We start from the raw sequence: 17,453 nt of genomic DNA on the forward strand, positions 1-17,453 counted from the left end.
GGTGTCGGGGGGAAACTAGCCGCCGAACTCCTGCAGGCCCTTCAGAGCCTGGTCCAGGAGCGCCTGGCGGCCCTCCAGCTCACGCTCCAGCTTCTCCGCCTTCGACGCGTTGCCCTGGGCACGGGCCTGCTCGATCTGCGTCCCCAGCTTGTCCACGGCGGCCTGCAGCTGGCCGGTCAGACCCGCGGCACGCGCGCGTGCCTCCGGGTTGGTCCGCCGCCACTCGGCCTCCTCGGCCTCCTGGATGGCCCGGTCGACCGTGTGCATCCGGCCCTCGACCTTCGGACGCGCGTCGCGGGGGACGTGACCGATGGCCTCCCACCGCTCGTTGATCGAGCGGAAGGCGGACCGCGCGGTCTTCAGGTCACCGATCGGCAGGAGCTTCTCGGCCTCGGCGGCCAGCTCCTCCTTCAGCTTCAGGTTCTCCGTCTGCTCCGCGTCCCGCTCGGCGAAGGCGGACCCGCGCGCCGCGAAGAACACGTCCTGGGCGCCGCGGAAGCGGTTCCACAGGTCGTCCTCGTGCTCGCGCTGGGCACGGCCGGCGGCCTTCCACTCCGACATCAGCTCGCGGTAGCGCGCGGCCGTCGGACCCCAGTCCGTCGAGTCCGACAGCGCCTCGGCCTCGGCGACCAGCTTCTCCTTGACCTTGCGGGCGTCCTCGCGCTGCGCGTCGAGCTGCGCGAAGTGCGCCTTGCGCCGCTTGGAGAACGCCGACCGGGCGTGCGAGAAACGGTGCCACAGCTCGTCGTCCGACTTGCGGTCCAGACGCGGCAGGCCCTTCCACGTGTCCACCAGGGACCGCAGCCGCTCACCGGCCGCCCGCCACTGGTCGGACTGGGCCAGCTGCTCCGCCTCGACGACCAGGTCCTCCTTGGCCTGACGAGCCTCGTCGGACTGCTTGGCACGCTGTGCCCGACGCTCCTCGCGACGCGACTCGACGGTCTTCACCAGCTCGCCGAGCCGGGTCCGCAGCGCCTCCAGATCACCGACCGCGTGGTGCGCCTCCACCTGCTCGCGCAGGTGGTCGATGGCGACCTGGGCGTCCTTCGCGGACAGGTCGGTGGTCTGTACTCGCTTTTCGAGGAGGCCGATCTCGACAACCAGGCCCTCGTACTTGCGCTCGAAGTAGGCCAGCGCCTCGTCAGGGGAGCCGGCCTGCCAGGAACCGACGACCTGCTCGCCGTCGGCCGTACGCACGTACACGGTCCCCGTCTCGTCGACGCGGCCCCACGGGTCGCTGCTCACAGCGCCTCCTCCACATGATGCCCGCGAGGGGCCTCAGCGCCCCCGGGCATCGTCCACAGTTTCGTCACGGCCAACATAGGCGACCGGCGGGTTGCCTGTCCGCATCCCGCGCGACCGAAATTTCGCAGTTGGTGGTCAGGATTTCGCGACCGTGGCCTTGTTGATCACGACCGTTGCATTCGGGGCTCCGTCACCCTGGCCCGTGCTCTCACCGGCGGCGGCGATTTTCTTCAGGACCTTCAGTCCGGCCGCGTCGACCGTGCCGAACGGGGTGTAGCTGGCGGGCAACTGGCTGTCCTGGTAGACCAGGAAGAACTGGCTGCCACCGGTGTGCTTCTGGCCCGTGTTGGCCATCGCGACCGTACCCGCCGGGTAGACACCGCCCTTCAGGCTTTTGTCCTTCAGGTTCTCGTCGGGGATCGTGTACCCGGGACCGCCGCTTCCGGTGCCCGTCGGGTCGCCGCACTGCAGCACGTAGATGCCGTTGGTGGTGAGCCGGTGGCACTTCGTGTGGTCGAAGTAGCCCTTCGACGCGAGGAAGTTGAACGAGTTCACGGTGTGCGGGGCCGCCGACGTCTTCAGCGCGATGCCGATGTCGCCGCACGTCGTCGCCAGCTTGAGCGTGTAGCCGGCGGACGTGTCGATCGTCATCGCCGGCTCCTTCTTCCAGCTCAGCTTCTGCACCTTGCCGGCGGCGGCCTTCTCGCACGGGTCCGGCGCCTTGCTGGCACTGGGCGTGGCGCTGGGCGTCGTCTCCGAGCTGGCGTTCGCCTTGTCGTCGTTCTTCAGCACGCCGGTCGTGTACAGCGCGACGCTGCCGATCACGATCACGCCGAGCACGGACGCGATCACGGAGTTGCGCATGCGTGACTTGCGACGTGCGCTGGTACGCCGCTGCTGCTGCCGCAAGAACTTCTCCCGGGCGAGCTGACGCCGCCGCTGCTCCTGGGTGACCACCGGGTTCTCTCCTCATGCGTGTCGTATATGTCGACCGGTACGCGTGCGTCCTGTGCGCTGTGTGAGCCGACCACTGCGTGTAGCCCCGTACCGTATATGGGTTCGCTGAGGAAACGGCAGCGCCGGTAGGCTCTGGACCACAGCTTGTGGCCACTCGAATCGACACAACGAAGGACGATCGTGCTCATTGCCGGGTTCCCCGCCGGGGCCTGGGGGACGAACTGTTATCTCGTCGCCCCCGCCGCCGGTGAGGAGTGCGTGATCATCGACCCCGGCCACCAGGCCGCCGAAGGCGTCGAGGAAGCACTGAAGAAGCATCGGCTCAAGCCCGTCGCCGTCGTCCTCACCCATGGCCACATCGACCACGTGGCCTCGGTCGTCCCCGTGTGCGGAGCGCACGACGTACCGGCCTGGATCCACCCCGAGGACCGGTACATGATGAGCGACCCCGAGAAGGCGCTCGGCCGGTCCATCGGCATGCCGCTGATGGGCGAGCTGACGGTGGGGGAGCCGGACGAGGTGAGGGAACTGACCGACGGCGCGGGACTCGCGCTGGCCGGACTGGAGTTCTCCGTCGCGCACGCGCCGGGCCATACCAGGGGGTCGGTGACCTTCCGGATGCCGGAGACGGCCGAGATCCCCTCGGTCTTCTTCTCCGGCGATCTGCTCTTCGCCGGCTCCATCGGACGCACGGACCTGCCGGGCGGCTCCATGGACGACATGCTGCTGTCGCTGGCCCGCGTGTGCCTGCCGCTCGACGACTCCACCGTGGTGCTGTCCGGCCACGGCCCCCAGACGACCATCGGTCAGGAGCGCGCCACCAACCCCTATCTGCGGCAGGTGGCCGCCGGCCAGGGAGCGCAAGCCGACGCTCCCCGACGAGGAATGTGACGAGAACTTCCGTGAGCACCTTTCAGGCCCCCAAGGGCACCTACGACCTGATCCCGCCGGACAGCGCCAAGTACCTGGCGGTCCGTGAGGCGATCGCCGCCCCGCTGCGCAACTCCGGCTACGGCTACATCGAGACCCCGGGCTTCGAGAACGTCGAGCTCTTCGCGCGCGGTGTCGGCGAGTCCACCGACATCGTCACCAAGGAGATGTACGCCTTCGAGACCAAGGGCGGCGACCGGCTGGCGCTGCGCCCCGAGGGCACCGCCTCCGTCCTGCGCGCGGCTCTGGAGGCCAACCTCCACAAGGCCGGAAACCTCCCCGTCAAGCTCTGGTACTCCGGCTCGTACTACCGCTACGAGCGCCCGCAGAAGGGCCGTTACCGCCACTTCTCGCAGGTCGGTGCCGAGGCGATCGGTGCCGAGGACCCGGCCCTGGACGCCGAGCTGATCATCCTGGCCGACCAGGCGTACCGCTCGCTGGGCCTCAGCAACTTCCGCATCCTGCTCAACAGCCTGGGCGACAAGGAGTGCCGCCCGGTGTACCGCGCGGCCCTCCAGGACTTCCTGCGCGGCCTGGACCTGGACGAGGACACCCTGCGCCGGTCCGAGATCAACCCCCTGCGCGTCCTGGACGACAAGCGGGAGTCGGTCCAGAAGCAGCTGGGCGACGCCCCTCTCCTGCGCGACTACCTCTGCGACGCCTGCAAGGCGTACCACGAGGAGGTCCGCGAGCTGATCACGGCCGCGGGCGTCTCCTTCGAGGACGACCCGAAGCTGGTCCGCGGCCTCGACTACTACACCCGCACCACCTTCGAGTTCGTCCACGACGGTCTGGGCTCCCAGTCCGCGGTGGGCGGCGGCGGCCGCTACGACGGCCTCTCCGAGATGATCGGTGGCCCGGCGCTTCCGTCCGTCGGCTGGGCGCTGGGCGTCGACCGCACGGTGCTGGCCCTGGAGGCGGAGGGCGTCGAGCTCGACATCCCGTCCGCCACCAGCGTCTTCGCGGTACCGCTCGGCGAGGAGGCGCGTCGCGTCCTCTTCGCGAAGGTCACGGAGCTGCGCCGGGCCGGCGTCGCGGCGGACTTCTCCTACGGCGCCAAGGGACTCAAGGGCGCCATGAAGAACGCCAACCGCAGCGGCGCCCGCTACACGATCGTCGCCGGCGAACGGGACCTCGCCGAGGGCGTCGTCCAGCTCAAGGACATGGAGTCCGGCGAGCAGTCGGCGATCGGTGTGAACGAGATCGTGGCGGAGCTGGAGTCCCGGCTGGGCTGAGCGGCGGGTGAGGGGTCGGCCGGGGGCGGCGCCGGGGTGTTCGTCGCCCCCGCCGCCCCGGGCAGTAGTGCGCGAAGTGCCGTACCGTCTCGCGGACCGTCAACTCGGCGGGTGCCGATTCGCCCAGCCAGACGAAATCCGCCCGGGACCGCCACGCCCGCGTGCCCGACCCGGGTCCGCGCCCAGGACCACGCCCCGCCGGATGCCCGGGTTCCTATCCGTGTGCTGTCGTGGCCCCGAGCATCGGCCGGAACCGAACTCTCCGGGACGATCGTGCGTACTTCCTTATGTCCACCGAACGGTGGACAGGGCGCCTCGTGCGGCACAATGGCCCCTGCCCGAAGAAGTTCCAACTCTCAAACAGACGGAATCGGCGTGATGAGCAAGACGACAGTCAAGGACGTCTCCACCGAGCCCGAGCCCGAGCCCGAGCACGCCTCCGCGGCGCCGCGCACCGAGGGCGGCAGTCTCGCCTTCGCGCTGCTGCTGATCATCACCGGCGCCGCCGGACTGCTGGCCGCCTGGGTCATCACGATCGACAAGTTCAAGCTGCTGGAAGCCAAGGTCGAGGGCAAGACGTTCACCCCCGGGTGCAGCCTCAACCCGGTGGTCTCCTGCGGCAGCGTCATGGAGTCCAAGCAGGCCGCCGCCTTCGGCTTCCCGAACCCGATGCTCGGCCTGGTCTGCTACGGCATCGTCATCTGCGTCGGCATGAGCCTGCTGGCCCGCGCCCGCTTCCCCCGCTGGTACTGGCTGACCTTCAACTTCGGCACCCTCTTCGGCGTGGCCTTCTGCACCTGGCTGCAGTTCCAGTCCCTGTACCGGATCAACGCGCTCTGCCTGTGGTGCTCGCTGGCCTGGGTCGCCACGATCACCATGTTCTGGTACGTGACGTCCTTCAACATCCGCAAGGGCTTCCTGCCGACCCCGAACTGGCTGAAGTCCTTCTTCGGCGAGTTCACCTGGGTGCTGCCGGTCCTGCACATCGGCATCATCGGCATGCTGATCCTGACCCGCTGGTGGGACTTCTGGACCAGCTGACCACCGGGGCCGCCGACGGCCCGGGCGGGATTGTCAGTGCCGTGACTTAGGGTTTCAGCGTGGAACCCGACCTGTTCACCGCCGCCGCAGAAGAACGCCAGGAGAAGGACCCGACCGGGAGCCCCCTGGCGGTGCGGATGCGCCCGCGCACCCTCGACGAGGTGGTGGGCCAGCAGCATCTGCTGAAGCCGGGATCCCCGCTGCGCAGACTGGTCGGCGCGGGTTCCGGCGGCCCGGCCGGACCGTCGTCCGTGATCCTCTGGGGACCGCCCGGCACCGGCAAGACGACCCTCGCGTACGTCGTCTCCAAGGCGACCGACAAGCGGTTCGTGGAGCTCTCCGCGATCACCGCCGGCGTCAAGGAGGTCCGCGCGGTCATCGACGGCGCCCGCCGCGCCACCGGGGGATACGGCAAGGAGACCGTCCTCTTCCTCGACGAGATCCACCGCTTCAGCAAGGCCCAGCAGGACTCCCTGCTGCCGGCCGTCGAGAACCGCTGGGTCACCCTGATCGCCGCGACCACCGAGAACCCGTACTTCTCGGTGATCTCGCCACTCCTGTCCCGCTCCCTGCTCCTCACCCTCGAACCGCTCACCGATGACGACGTCCGCGGGCTCCTGCGCCGGGCCCTCACCGACGAGCGGGGCCTCAAGGAGGCCGTCACCCTCCCCGAGGACACCGAGGAGCACCTGCTGCGCATCGCCGGCGGCGACGCCCGCCGCGCGCTGACCGCCCTGGAGGCCGCCGCCGGGGCCGCCCTCGACAAGGGCGAGACGGAGATCGGCCTCCAGACCCTGGAAGAGGTCGTCGACCGGGCCGCGGTGAAGTACGACCGCGACGGCGACCAGCACTACGACGTCGCCAGCGCCCTCATCAAGTCCATCCGGGGCTCCGACGTGGACGCGGCCCTGCACTACCTGGCCCGCATGATCGAGGCCGGCGAGGACCCCCGCTTCATCGCCCGCAGGCTGATGATCTCGGCGAGCGAGGACATCGGGCTGGCCGACCCGGGCGCCCTCCCGATAGCCGTGGCCGCCGCCCAGGCCGTCGCCATGATCGGCTTCCCCGAGGCCGCCCTCACCCTCAGCCACGCCACCATCGCCCTCGCCCTTGCCCCCAAGTCCAACTCCGCGACCACCGCGATCGGCGCCGCCATGGAGGACGTCCGCAGGGGCCTGGCCGGCCAGGTGCCCCCGCATCTGCGCGACGGTCACTACAAGGGCGCCGCCAAACTGGGGCACGCGCAGGGATACGTGTACCCGCACGACCTGCCCGAGGGCATCGCCGAGCAGCAGTACGCCCCGGACACCGTCAGGGACCGCGAGTACTACACCCCGACCCGGCACGGCGCCGAGGCCCGGTACGCCGACGCCGTCGAGTGGACCAGGAAGCACCTCGGTCGCAGGCGGTCCTGAGCAGCCTGTAGACTTTCCCGAAGCGCCGAGTCCCGCGCAGTCAGAGCGGGACAGCCGGCCGGAACCCCCGTCAGGGGGATCCAGGAGCGTCGCGCACCGTCGATCGGTGTCGCGGGCAGCCCACCACCATCCGCCGCACGGCGGGACCGGTCGGTGGGCCACTCGCGTGCTGCACGTATGTGCCCAGACCAGGGGAGCGGCTGCCCACCAGACCCGGCAACGGGTTCCGGCGGGTTTCCCCGGCTGCGGATTGCGACCTCCTTCAACCCTGACAAGCCGGATATCAGAAGGAAGAAAGAGACAGTGGCGAACCAGTCCCGCCCCAAGGTCAAGAAGTCGCGTGCCCTCGGCATCGCGCTGACCCCGAAGGCCGTCAAGTACTTCGAGGCCCGCCCCTACCCGCCGGGTGAGCACGGCCGCGGCCGCAAGCAGAACTCGGACTACAAGGTCCGTCTGCTGGAGAAGCAGCGTCTGCGCGCGCAGTACGACGTGTCCGAGCGCCAGCTCGTCCGCGCCTACGAGCGTGCCTCCAAGGTCCAGGGCAAGACCGGTGAGGCCCTGATCATCGAGCTGGAGCGCCGTCTCGACGCGCTGGTCCTGCGTTCGGGCATCGCCCGCACGATCTACCAGGCCCGCCAGATGGTCGTCCACGGCCACATCCAGGTCAACGGCCAGAAGGTCGACAAGCCGTCCTACCGCGTGCGTCCGGACGACGTCATCCAGGTCCGCGACCGCTCGAAGGACAAGACGCTCTTCCAGATCGCCCGTGAGGGTGGCTTCGCCCCCGACGGCGAGACCCCCCGCTACCTGCAGGTGAACCTCCGCGCCCTGGCCTTCCGCCTGGACCGCGAGCCGAACCGCAAGGAAGTTCCGGTCATCTGCGACGAGCAGCTCGTCGTCGAGTACTACGCCCGCTGATCACCAGCCGGGTGTAGCACCTCAGCGTCAGCCCGCCGTCTCCCCGCCCTTCCGGGTGGGCGAAGCGGCGGGCTTCCGCATGTCCGCGCCGTCCCGCCGCTGCCGTACCGGCCCGCGCGGCGCGGGCAGCGCGTCCAGTGGCCGTACCCCGAAGTACTCAAGCGCCCGGGCCACCGCCGCCTCCCGGTCCAGCCGGGCCCCCTGCCATACGCACTCCGCGTACCGCTCGTCGCCCAGCGCCCGCCGGGCCGTGGCCTCGCACAGCTCGTGCGGGGCGTTGTAGTACGCCGAGCCGAACAGCGGCAGGCCCACCGAGGGCCACATCCGCCCGGCCGCGCCCTGCAGCACCGCCGCCTCCGCCGGATCGCCCTGCGCCACTGTCACCAGGGCAAGGAGCTCGATCGACAGAACCGAGCCGAGCAGGTCCCGGAAACCGTGCGCATGGCCCAGGCAGTCGGTCAGCAGCTCCCGGGCGGCCGCGTGCTCGCCGTCCTGCCAGGCCGCGTACGCCAGCACGTACAGGGCGTACGAGCGGGCCCAGCGCTCGCCGTGGTCCTCGCAGACCCGGCGCACGTCCTCGCACAGCCGTACCGCGTCCGGCAGATCGCCGAGGAACGCCCTGGTCATCGCCAGCTCGACCTGAGCCATCAGGACATTGCTGTTGAGCTCGCCGATCTGCTGGTAGCGGTCGAGGGCCGAGCGCAGCAGCGTTTCCGCGCGCGCCATGTCATCCGTGACCAGGGCCAGACAGCCGGTGCGGTGCTCCGCGTACGCCACCGCCGTCGGATCGGCGGCCAGCTCGGCCTCCGCCCGGCACTCCTGCAGCGCGGCAAGCGCGGGCACCGCGTCGCCCTGGAGGATCGCCACATAGCCGAGCACCCACAACGCCTTCAGCCGGGACTGCGGATACTCCGAGTCCAGCTCCAGACTCCGCTCCAGCCAGCGCCGCCCCTCCGAGAGCCGCCCGCAGCCCGCCCAGTAGAACCACAGCGAGCCCGCCAGATACTGGCCCAGGTGCGCCTCGTCCGGCTCGGTCAGGCAGTGGTCCAGAGCCGCCCGCAGGTTCGGCAGCTCGGCCTCGACCCGCGTGGCCACCTCGCCCTGCCGCGGCGAGAACCACTCCAGCTCGCACCAGGTCGCCAGCCCCATGAACCAGTCCCGGTGCCGGCGCCGCAGCCGACTCGCGTCCCCCGTCGCCGCCAGCCAGTCGGCGCCGTACGCCCGCACGGTGTCGAGCATCCGGTAGCGCACGCCCGGCCCCGCCTCCTCACGGGACACCACCGACTGGGCGAGCAGCTCCGCCAGCACGTCCAGGACCTCCTCGGACGCCAGCCCGTCCCCGCTGCACACGTACTCGGCGGCCTCCAGGTCGAAGGTCTGCGTGAACACCGACAGCCGCGCCCACAGCAACCGCTCGGCGGGCGTGCACAGTTCATGGCTCCAGCCGATCGCCGTGCGCAGCGTCCGGTGCCGGGGGAGCGCGTCCTGCCCGCCACCGGTCAGCAGCCGGAACCGGTCGTCGAGCCGCTCCAGCAACTGCCCCGGCGACAGCGCCCGCAGCCGCCCCGCCGCCAGCTCGACGGCCAGCGGGATCCCGTCCAGGCGCCGGCACACCTCCCGCACCTCCGCGCAGTCCCGCACGTCCAGCCCCTGCCGCCCGGCACGCTCGGCGAACAGCTCCACCGCCTCGTCCTCGCCGAGCGGCGCCAGCGGGAACAGCCGTTCGCCCGCCACCCCGAGCGGCCGCCGGCCCACCGCCAGCACGGCCAGGTCCGGCAACTGCCGCAGCAGCTCGGCCACCAGCTCCGCGCACGCGTCGACCAGATGCTCGAACCCGTCGAGGACCAGGAGGATCCTGCGGCCCGCCAGATGCCCCAGCAGCGTCTCGCGCGGCAGCCGGGTGGTGTGGTCGGTCAGTCCGAGGGCCTCCACGACCGCGTAGTCCACGAACTCCGGGTCGCGCACCGGAGCCAGCTCCACCCGCCACACCCCGTCCCGGGGCGCCGCGCCGGCCGCCGCCCGGACCGCGAGCCGGGACTTGCCGACCCCGCCGGCCCCGGTCACCGTCACCAGCCGGCCGGACTCCAGGGCCCGGGACAGCTCGCCGAGTTCGGCCGAGCGGCCCACGAAGGCGGTCAGTTCCAGGGGCAGATTGCCGTCCGCCGAAGAGCCGGGACGCTGAGGACCTCGCATGGGACACGGAGCGTACTTAACCGTGTTCGGTCCGTACAATCGCTTCCCGCAACTCCGCCTTCCGCGCGGGGTAATCCGGTACGGAGTCCCACGCCCGGCGCGATAGGCTCGGTGCAGACTTTTCGATGTTGATCCACGTTGTAGTTGATCCACGTCGTTCAGGCACGAGACAGGGAGCGGGTGCGCGCGGTGTCCGGTGGAGAGGTGGCCGGGATCCTGGTGGCCGTCTTCTGGGCGATCCTGGTCTCCTTCCTCGCGGTGGCCCTCGTGAGGCTGGCCCAGACGCTCAAGGCGACCACCAAGCTCGTGGCGGACGTGACCGACCAGGCCGTCCCGCTGCTCGCCGACGCCTCCGCGGCCGTCCGCTCCGCGCAGACCCAGATCGACCGGGTCGACGCGATCGCCTCCGACGTCCAGGAGGTCACGTCCAACGCCTCCGCACTGTCCACCACCGTCGCCTCCACCTTCGGTGGCCCGCTGGTCAAGGTCGCGGCCTTCGGCTACGGCGTGCGCAGGGCGCTGGCCGGCCGCAAGGCGGACGTGCCCGTGAAGGAGCCCAGGCGTACGGTGATCGTGGGCCGGACGGTCCCGGCCGCACGGCGGAAGAACCGGGGAAAGTAGGAGCCAGGCCATATGTTCCGCCGTACGTTCTGGTTCACCACCGGTGTCGCCGCCGGTGTCTGGGCCACCACCAAGGTCAACCGCAAGCTGAGGCAGCTGACCCCGGAGAGCCTCGCCGCGACCGCCGCGAACAAGGCGCTGGAGACCGGCCACCGGATCAAGGACCGGGCGGTCGGCTTCGCGCTCGACGTGCGCGACAACATGGCCCAGCGGGAGGAAGAGCTGGGCGACGCGCTGGGCATCAACGCGGACCCCGAACTCCCCGCGCCCCGGCGGCTCGCCGCCATCGAGAACCGCACCAACCCGAAGTACGCCGATGACAGGACGACGTACTCGTACAACCGGAATGAGGACCACTGATGGAGTCGGCCGAGATCCGCCGCCGCTGGCTGAGCTTCTACGAGGAGCGCGGTCACACCGTCGTCCCTTCGGCGTCGCTCATCGCGGACGACCCGACTCTGCTCCTCGTCCCGGCCGGCATGGTGCCCTTCAAGCCGTACTTCCTCGGTGAGGTCAAGCCGCCGTGGGCGCGCGCCACCAGCGTGCAGAAGTGCGTGCGCACCCCCGACATCGAAGAGGTCGGCAAGACCACCCGGCACGGCACCTTCTTCCAGATGTGCGGCAACTTCTCCTTCGGCGACTACTTCAAGGAAGGCGCCATCAAGTACGCCTGGGAGCTGCTCACCACGCCCCAGGACAAGGGTGGTTACGGCCTGGAGCCGGACCGGCTCTGGATCACCGTCTACAAGGACGACGACGAGGCCGAGCGCATCTGGCACGAGGTCGTCGGCGTGCCGAAGGAGCGCATCCAGCGCCTCGGCATGAAGGACAACTACTGGTCCATGGGCGTCCCCGGCCCGTGCGGCCCGTGTTCCGAGATCAACTACGACCGCGGCCCCGAGTTCGGCGTCGAGGGCGGCCCGGCCGTCAACGACGAGCGGTACGTGGAGATCTGGAACCTGGTCTTCATGCAGTACGAGCGCGGCGAGGGCATCGGCAAGGACAACTTCGAGATCCTCGGAGAGCTGCCGAGCAAGAACATCGACACGGGCCTCGGCCTGGAGCGTCTCGCCATGATTCTGCAGGGCGTGCAGAACATGTACGAGATCGACACCTCCATGGCGGTCATCGAGAAGGCCACCGAGCTGACCGGCGTCCGCTACGGCGACGCCCACGACTCGGACGTCTCCCTCCGTGTGGTCACCGACCACATGCGCACGGCCACCATGCTGATCGGCGACGGCGTCACCCCGGGCAACGAGGGCCGCGGCTATGTCCTGCGCCGCATCATGCGCCGCGCCATCCGCAACATGCGCCTGCTCGGCGCCACCGGCCCGGTCGTCCTCGACCTGATCGACACCGTGATCCGGATGATGGGCCAGCAGTACCCGGAGCTGGTCACCGACCGCGAGCGCATCGAGAAGGTCGCCGTCGCCGAGGAGAACGCCTTCCTCAAGACGCTGAAGGCCGGCACCAACATCCTCGACACCGCCGTCACCGAGACCAAGGACGCCGGTGGCACGGTCCTCGCCGGCGACAAGGCCTTCCTGCTCCACGACACCTGGGGCTTCCCGATCGACCTCACCCTGGAGATGGCCGCCGAACAGGGCCTCGCCGTGGACGAGGACGGCTTCCGCCGCCTGATGAAGGAGCAGCGGGACCGCGCCAAGGCCGACGCCCAGGCCAAGAAGACCGGCCACGCCGGCGCCGGCGCCTACCGCGAGATCGCCGACAAGACCGGCGAGACCGACTTCATCGGCTACTCCGACACCGAGGGCGAGACCACGATCGTCGGCATCCTCGTCGACGGCGTCTCCTCCCCGGCCGCCGGCGAGGGCGACGAGGTCGAGATCGTCCTGGACCGCACCCCGTTCTACGCCGAGGGCGGCGGCCAGATCGGCGACACCGGCCGGATCAAGGTCGACACCGGTGCCGTCATCGAGATCCGCGACACCCAGAAGCCGGTCCCGGGCGTCTACGTCCACAAGGGCGTCGTCCAGGTCGGCGAGGTGACGGTGGGCGCCAAGGCCCACGCCTCGATCGACTCCCGTCGCCGGACCGCCATCGCCCGCGCCCACTCGGCCACCCACCTCACCCACCAGGCGCTGCGCGACGCCCTCGGCCCGACGGCCGCCCAGGCCGGTTCCGAGAACCAGCCCGGCCGCTTCCGCTTCGACTTCGGCTCGCCGTCCGCCGTCCCGACGACCGTGATGACCGACGTCGAGCAGAAGATCAACGAGGTGCTCGCCCGCGACCTCGACGTGCGCGCCGACATCATGGGCATCGACGAGGCCAAGAAGCAGGGCGCCATCGCCGAGTTCGGCGAGAAGTACGGCGAGCGGGTCCGCGTGGTGACCATCGGCGACTTCTCCAAGGAGCTGTGCGGCGGCACCCACGTCCACAACACCTCCCAGCTGGGCCTGGTGAAGCTGCTCGGCGAGTCCTCGATCGGCTCGGGTGTGCGCCGTATCGAGGCCCTCGTCGGCGTCGACGCCTACAACTTCCTGGCCCGTGAGCACACGGTCGTCGCCCAGCTCCAGGAGCTGATCAAGGGCCGCCCGGAGGAGCTCCCGGAGAAGGTCTCCGCCATGCTCGGCAAGCTGAAGGACGCCGAGAAGGAGATCGAGAAGTTCCGCGCGGAGAAGGTGCTGCAGGCCGCCGCCGGTCTCGTCGAGTCCGCCAAGGACGTCCGCGGGATCGCCGTCGTCACCGGGCAGGTCCCGGACGGCACCACCCCGGACGACCTGCGCAAGCTGGTCCTCGACGTACGCGGCCGCATCCAGGGCGGACGGGCCGCGGTGGTCGCCCTCTTCACCGTCAACAACGGCAAGCCGCTCACCGTCATCGCCACCAACGACGCCGCCCGCGACCGCGGTCTGAAGGCCGGTGACCTGGTTCGCACCGCCGCCAAGACCCTCGGCGGCGGCGGTGGCGGCAAGCCGGACGTCGCGCAGGGCGGCGGCCAGAACCCGGCCGCCGTCGGTGAGGCCATCGACGCCGTCGAGCGCCTCGTCGACGACAGCGCCAAGTAAGGAAACGGTCGGAAATGCGCAGAGGACGTCGACTCGCGATCGACGTCGGGGACGCCCGGATCGGGGTCGCCTCGTGCGACCCCGACGGGATCCTCGCCACCCCGGTCGAGACCGTCCCCGGCCGGGACATCCCGGCGGCTCATCGCCGGCTGCGGCAACTGGTCGAGGAGTACGAGCCGATCGAGGTCGTCGTCGGGCTCCCGCGCTCCCTCAAGGGGGGCGAGGGCCCGGCCGCCGTCAAGGTGCGGGCCTTCGCCCAGGAGCTCGCCAAGGGCATCCAGCCGGTGCCGGTCAGGCTGGTCGACGAGCGGATGACGACCGTGACGGCCAGTCAGGGACTGCGCGCCTCGGGGGTGAAATCCAAGAAGGGGCGCTCGGTCATCGACCAGGCAGCCGCTGTGATCATCCTCCAGCAGGCGCTGGAATCCGAACGGGTGTCAGGTAAACCACCCGGCGAGGGCGTCGAAGTAGTCATCTGATCGCGATACGGTAACGTTCCGCGCGATGCGATGGTTTTCGAACAGCCACCGCACAGCAAGAGGCGGAACGGTCAACCGGCCCACCAGCCGCGTGACGCGCCGCCTCGCGGCTCTAGGGGATCGATGACTGAGTATGGCCGGGGCCCAGGCTCCGAACCGTGGCATCCGGAGGACCCGTTGTACGGGGACGACGGATGGGAGGGACAGCAGGCCCACGTGGGCCAGCAGTCCCCCTACGGCGGTCAGCCGCAGCACTACCCGCAGCAGTCGCAGCAGTCGCAGCAGCAGTACGGCGAGTGGGGCCAGCACCCGCAGGGCGGGTACGACCAGCAGCAGTACGCGTACTACGACGAGCAGGGCCAACTCCAGTACACCGACGGGTACGGTCAGCAGCAGTACGACCAGCAGTACGTCGGCCATGCCCCGCCCCAGTACCAGCAGGGCGGCTGGGACGCGACCGGCACCCATGGTCACGTCCCCTACGCCGCCGACCCGGGCGACCCCTACGGCCAGCAGCCCGTGGCCTACGGCGGCGAGCAGCCCGACTTCTACGGCACCGAGGACGCCTACCCGCCGCCGGAGCCGCCCGGCCGCCGGCGCCCCGAGCCGGAACCGCAGCCGGAGCCCGCCGTCGAGGAGGAGGAAGAGCAGCACCCCTTCTTCACGGGCGCCGACGACGATGACGACGGCGAAGACGACGATCCGAAGGGACGCCGCGGTGGTGGCCGCGGCAAGGACGCCAAGGGCGGCAAGGGCGCCAAGAAGCGGCGAAACGGTTGTGCGTGCCTGGTGGTTCTCCTGGTGTTCGGCGGCGGCCTCGGCACGGTCGGGTATTTCGGTTATCAGATGTACAAGGATCGCTTCGGCCAGGCTCCGGACTATGCGGGGGACGGCACGAGCGAGACCGTGACCGTCCAGATCCCCAAGGGCGCTCTCGGATCCGACATCGGTCGGAAGCTGAAAGAGGCGGGTGTCGTCAAGAGCGTCGACGCGTTCGTGGCCGCCCAGTCGCAGAACCCCGACGGGAAGACCATCCAGGCCGGCGCCTATGTCCTGAACAAGGAGATGTCCGCCGCGAGCGCCGTGCAGCTCATGCTCGACCCGAAGAGCAAGGCCAATGTGGTGGTCACCCCAGGCGAGCGTGCGGCGGCCGTTTACGCGGCCCTCGACAAGAAGCTCGGTCTTTCCTCGGGCACCACCAAGAAGGTCGCCAAGACGGAACTCAAGAGCCTTGCCCTGCCGAGCTACGCCAACACCAACAGCAAGATCATGGACCCGCTGGAGGGCTTCCTCTACCCGGGCACCTATCCCGCGGCCAAGGGCATGAAGCCCGACGCGATCCTGAAACAGATGGTCGCCGCGGCCAAGGAGGAGTACGCCAACTACGACCTCGCGGCCCAGGCCAAGAAGTACGACCTGGACAACCCGTTGCAGGTCATCACGGTCGCGAGCCTCGTCCAGGCCGAAGGAAAGACGCACGACGACTTCCGCAAGATGGCGGAAGTGGTCTACAACCGTCTCAAGAGCACGAACACCGAGACGAACCGGTTGCTCCAATTCGACTCGACCTTCAACTATCTGAAGGGCACGAGCAACATCCATATCAGCGAGTCGGAGATCAACAGCAACAAGGACCCGTACAACACCTATACGCAGAAGGGTCTTCCGCCCGGTCCGATCGGCAACCCCGGCGAGGACGCGCTCAAGGCGGCACTGAATCCGACCGACGACGGCTGGATCTATTTCGTGGCGACCGACGGCAAGAACAACACCGAATTCGCCAAGACCTATGCGGAATTCCAGCAGCTCAAGGACAAATTCAATGCCAACTCGGGCAACTGATGCCCGCCGGGCCGCCGTGCTCGGTAAGCCCATCGCCCACTCCCTCTCCCCGGTGCTGCACCGGGCCGCGTACGACGAACTCGGGCTCAGCGACTGGTCGTACGAGCGCTTCGAGATCGACGAGGCCGGACTGCCCGGCTTCCTCGGGACGCTGGGACCGGAGTGGGCGGGGCTGTCGCTGACCATGCCGCTGAAACGTGCGGTCATCCCGCTGGTCGACGAGATCAGCGAGACGGCCGCCTCGGTCGACGCGGTCAACACCGTCGTCTTCACCGAGGACGGCCGACGGCTCGGGGACAACACCGATATCCCGGGCATGGTCGCCGCGCTCCGCGAGCACGGCATCGAGCAGGTCGACTCCGCCGCCATCCTCGGCGCCGGTGCCACCGCCTCCTCCGCCCTCGCCGCCCTCGCGCGGATCTGCACCGGCGAGGTCGTCGCCTACGTCCGCAGCGAGGAGCGCGCCGCCGAGATGCGGCACTGGGGCGAGCGGCTCGACGTCGAGGTCCGCACCGCCGACTGGGCCGACGCCGAGCAGGCCCTGCACGCCCCGCTGGTGATCGCCACCACCCCGGCCGGCACCACCGACGCCCTCGCCGCCGCCGTCCCCGAACGCCCCACCACCCTCTTCGACGTCCTCTATCACCCCTGGCCCACCGCCCTGGCCGCCCGCTGGTCCATGTTCGGAGGTGCCGTGGTGAGCGGCCTCGACCTCCTGGTGCACCAGGCCGTGCTCCAGGTCGAACAGATGACCGGCCGTAGCCCGGCGCCGCTGGACGCCATGCGCCGGGCCGGGGAGAAGGCGCTCGCCGAGCGCTGAGGGCCGGGAAGCCGGTGCGCGCCGGGCGCTGACCTGACATATCCGCGTCCGTCTGCTGGACCGGGGGCCGGGTCGGGCGCCCGGACGTGGGAGGATCGGACATGGCGGACCGGGGCCCGCGCACCCGGTCGGCCGTCGCCGTACGCGAGGACGTGCGTACGCAGGGCAGTACCAGGGCGCGAGCACTGAGGAGCATCGTTGAGCAGGCTGCGTTGGCTGACCGCGGGGGAGTCCCATGGTCCCGCACTTGTCGCGACGCTGGAGGGCCTTCCCGCCGGCGTGCCGATCACGACCGAGATGGTCGCGGACCACCTGGCGCGGCGGCGGCTCGGTTATGGCCGTGGTGCGCGGATGAAGTTCGAGCGTGACGAGGTCACCTTCCTCGGCGGTGTGCGGCACGGTCTGACCCTCGGTTCGCCGGTGGCGATCATGGTGGGCAACTCCGAGTGGCCCAAGTGGGAGCAGGTGATGGCGGCCGACCCGGTCGATCCGGAGATCCTGGCGGGGCTGGCCCGCAACGCTCCGCTGACCCGCCCGCGTCCCGGTCATGCCGACCTGGCGGGTATGCAGAAGTACGGTTTCGACGAGGCCCGGCCGGTCCTGGAGCGGGCCTCCGCGCGGGAGACCGCGGCCCGGGTGGCGCTGGGCGCGGTGGCCCGGTCGTACCTGAAGGAGACGGCCGGCATCGAGATCGTCTCGCACGTGGTCGAGCTGTGTTCGGTGAA

15 protein-coding genes are annotated in these 17,453 nt (G+C 70.0%); 12 read left to right on the top strand and 3 right to left on the bottom strand.

The annotated features are described in order from the left end of the window. Positions 1-15 precede the first annotated feature (15 nt). Together KVT45_RS23695 and KVT45_RS23700 are read right to left on the bottom strand one after the other, a co-directional pair. Positions 16-1,245, bottom strand: coding sequence for a DUF349 domain-containing protein (locus tag KVT45_RS23695; RefSeq protein ID WP_217550584.1), 1,230 nt, complete (start codon positions 1,243-1,245; stop codon positions 16-18). Positions 1,246-1,380: 135 nt separating this feature from the next. Continuing rightward, the gene (locus tag KVT45_RS23700; RefSeq protein WP_217550586.1) at positions 1,381-2,202 is read right to left on the bottom strand and encodes a peptidylprolyl isomerase; all 822 of its coding nucleotides are present in this window, start codon (positions 2,200-2,202) and stop codon (positions 1,381-1,383) included. A 180-nt stretch (positions 2,203-2,382) separates the two neighbouring features. On the opposite strand from KVT45_RS23700, the gene KVT45_RS23705 reads away from it, so the two are divergent. The 5 genes from KVT45_RS23705 (at position 2,383) to rpsD (ending at position 7,741) form a co-directional block, all read left to right on the top strand. Further along, the gene (locus KVT45_RS23705; RefSeq protein WP_217550588.1) at positions 2,383-3,093 is read left to right on the top strand and encodes an MBL fold metallo-hydrolase; all 711 of its coding nucleotides are present in this window, start codon (positions 2,383-2,385) and stop codon (positions 3,091-3,093) included. Between the two features lie 11 nt (positions 3,094-3,104). Beyond that, positions 3,105-4,367, top strand: a complete 1,263-nt coding sequence (gene hisS / locus KVT45_RS23710) for a histidine--tRNA ligase (protein ID WP_217550590.1) — start codon at positions 3,105-3,107, stop codon at positions 4,365-4,367. Positions 4,368-4,745: 378 nt separating this feature from the next. After that, on the top strand, positions 4,746-5,408 hold the full coding sequence (locus tag KVT45_RS23715; protein ID WP_217550592.1) for a vitamin K epoxide reductase family protein: 663 nt from the start codon (positions 4,746-4,748) through the stop codon (positions 5,406-5,408). A gap of 59 nt (positions 5,409-5,467) precedes the next feature. Further along, positions 5,468-6,823, top strand: a complete 1,356-nt coding sequence (locus tag KVT45_RS23720; RefSeq protein WP_217550593.1) for a replication-associated recombination protein A — start codon at positions 5,468-5,470, stop codon at positions 6,821-6,823. A 303-nt stretch (positions 6,824-7,126) separates the two neighbouring features. After that, positions 7,127-7,741, top strand: coding sequence for a 30S ribosomal protein S4 (rpsD, locus tag KVT45_RS23725; protein WP_089103239.1), 615 nt, complete (start codon positions 7,127-7,129; stop codon positions 7,739-7,741). Between the two features lie 27 nt (positions 7,742-7,768). Here the strand turns inward: rpsD and KVT45_RS23730 are convergent, their stop codons facing one another. Then, the gene (locus tag KVT45_RS23730; RefSeq protein ID WP_217550595.1) at positions 7,769-9,934 is read right to left on the bottom strand and encodes an AAA family ATPase; all 2,166 of its coding nucleotides are present in this window, start codon (positions 9,932-9,934) and stop codon (positions 7,769-7,771) included. Positions 9,935-10,114: 180 nt separating this feature from the next. Between KVT45_RS23730 and KVT45_RS23735 the strand changes: the two genes are divergently transcribed. The 7 genes from KVT45_RS23735 to KVT45_RS23765 form a co-directional block, all read left to right on the top strand. Beyond that, positions 10,115-10,555, top strand: a complete 441-nt coding sequence (locus KVT45_RS23735) for a DUF948 domain-containing protein (RefSeq protein WP_089103241.1) — start codon at positions 10,115-10,117, stop codon at positions 10,553-10,555. Positions 10,556-10,567: 12 nt separating this feature from the next. Further along, the gene (locus KVT45_RS23740) at positions 10,568-10,915 is read left to right on the top strand and encodes a hypothetical protein (RefSeq protein ID WP_217550597.1); all 348 of its coding nucleotides are present in this window, start codon (positions 10,568-10,570) and stop codon (positions 10,913-10,915) included. After that, entirely contained in the window at positions 10,915-13,587 is a 2,673-nt protein-coding gene (alaS, locus tag KVT45_RS23745) for an alanine--tRNA ligase (RefSeq protein ID WP_217550599.1), read from the top strand. Before KVT45_RS23740 ends, alaS begins: the two co-directional genes overlap by 1 nt. A 14-nt stretch (positions 13,588-13,601) precedes the next feature. Then, positions 13,602-14,066: a Holliday junction resolvase RuvX gene (ruvX, locus tag KVT45_RS23750; RefSeq protein ID WP_217550601.1), complete on the top strand. Its 465-nt coding sequence runs from the start codon at positions 13,602-13,604 to the stop codon at positions 14,064-14,066. A gap of 123 nt (positions 14,067-14,189) precedes the next feature. Beyond that, a complete protein-coding gene (mltG, locus tag KVT45_RS23755; protein ID WP_217550604.1) occupies positions 14,190-15,908 on the top strand; it encodes an endolytic transglycosylase MltG in 1,719 nt (572 codons plus the stop codon). Next, complete coding sequence (locus KVT45_RS23760; RefSeq protein ID WP_217550606.1) at positions 15,889-16,728, top strand: shikimate dehydrogenase; 840 nt, start codon at positions 15,889-15,891, stop codon at positions 16,726-16,728. The genes mltG and KVT45_RS23760 overlap by 20 nt, the downstream gene beginning before the upstream one ends. Before the next feature lie 198 nt (positions 16,729-16,926). Continuing rightward, positions 16,927-17,453, top strand: a 527-nt coding sequence (locus KVT45_RS23765; RefSeq protein ID WP_217550608.1) for a chorismate synthase, incomplete at its 3' end; no start/stop codon positions are given.

Source organism: Streptomyces sp. GbtcB6 (assembly GCF_019091475.1).
In the GTDB taxonomy this organism is placed as follows: domain Bacteria; phylum Actinomycetota; class Actinomycetes; order Streptomycetales; family Streptomycetaceae; genus Streptomyces; species Streptomyces hyaluromycini.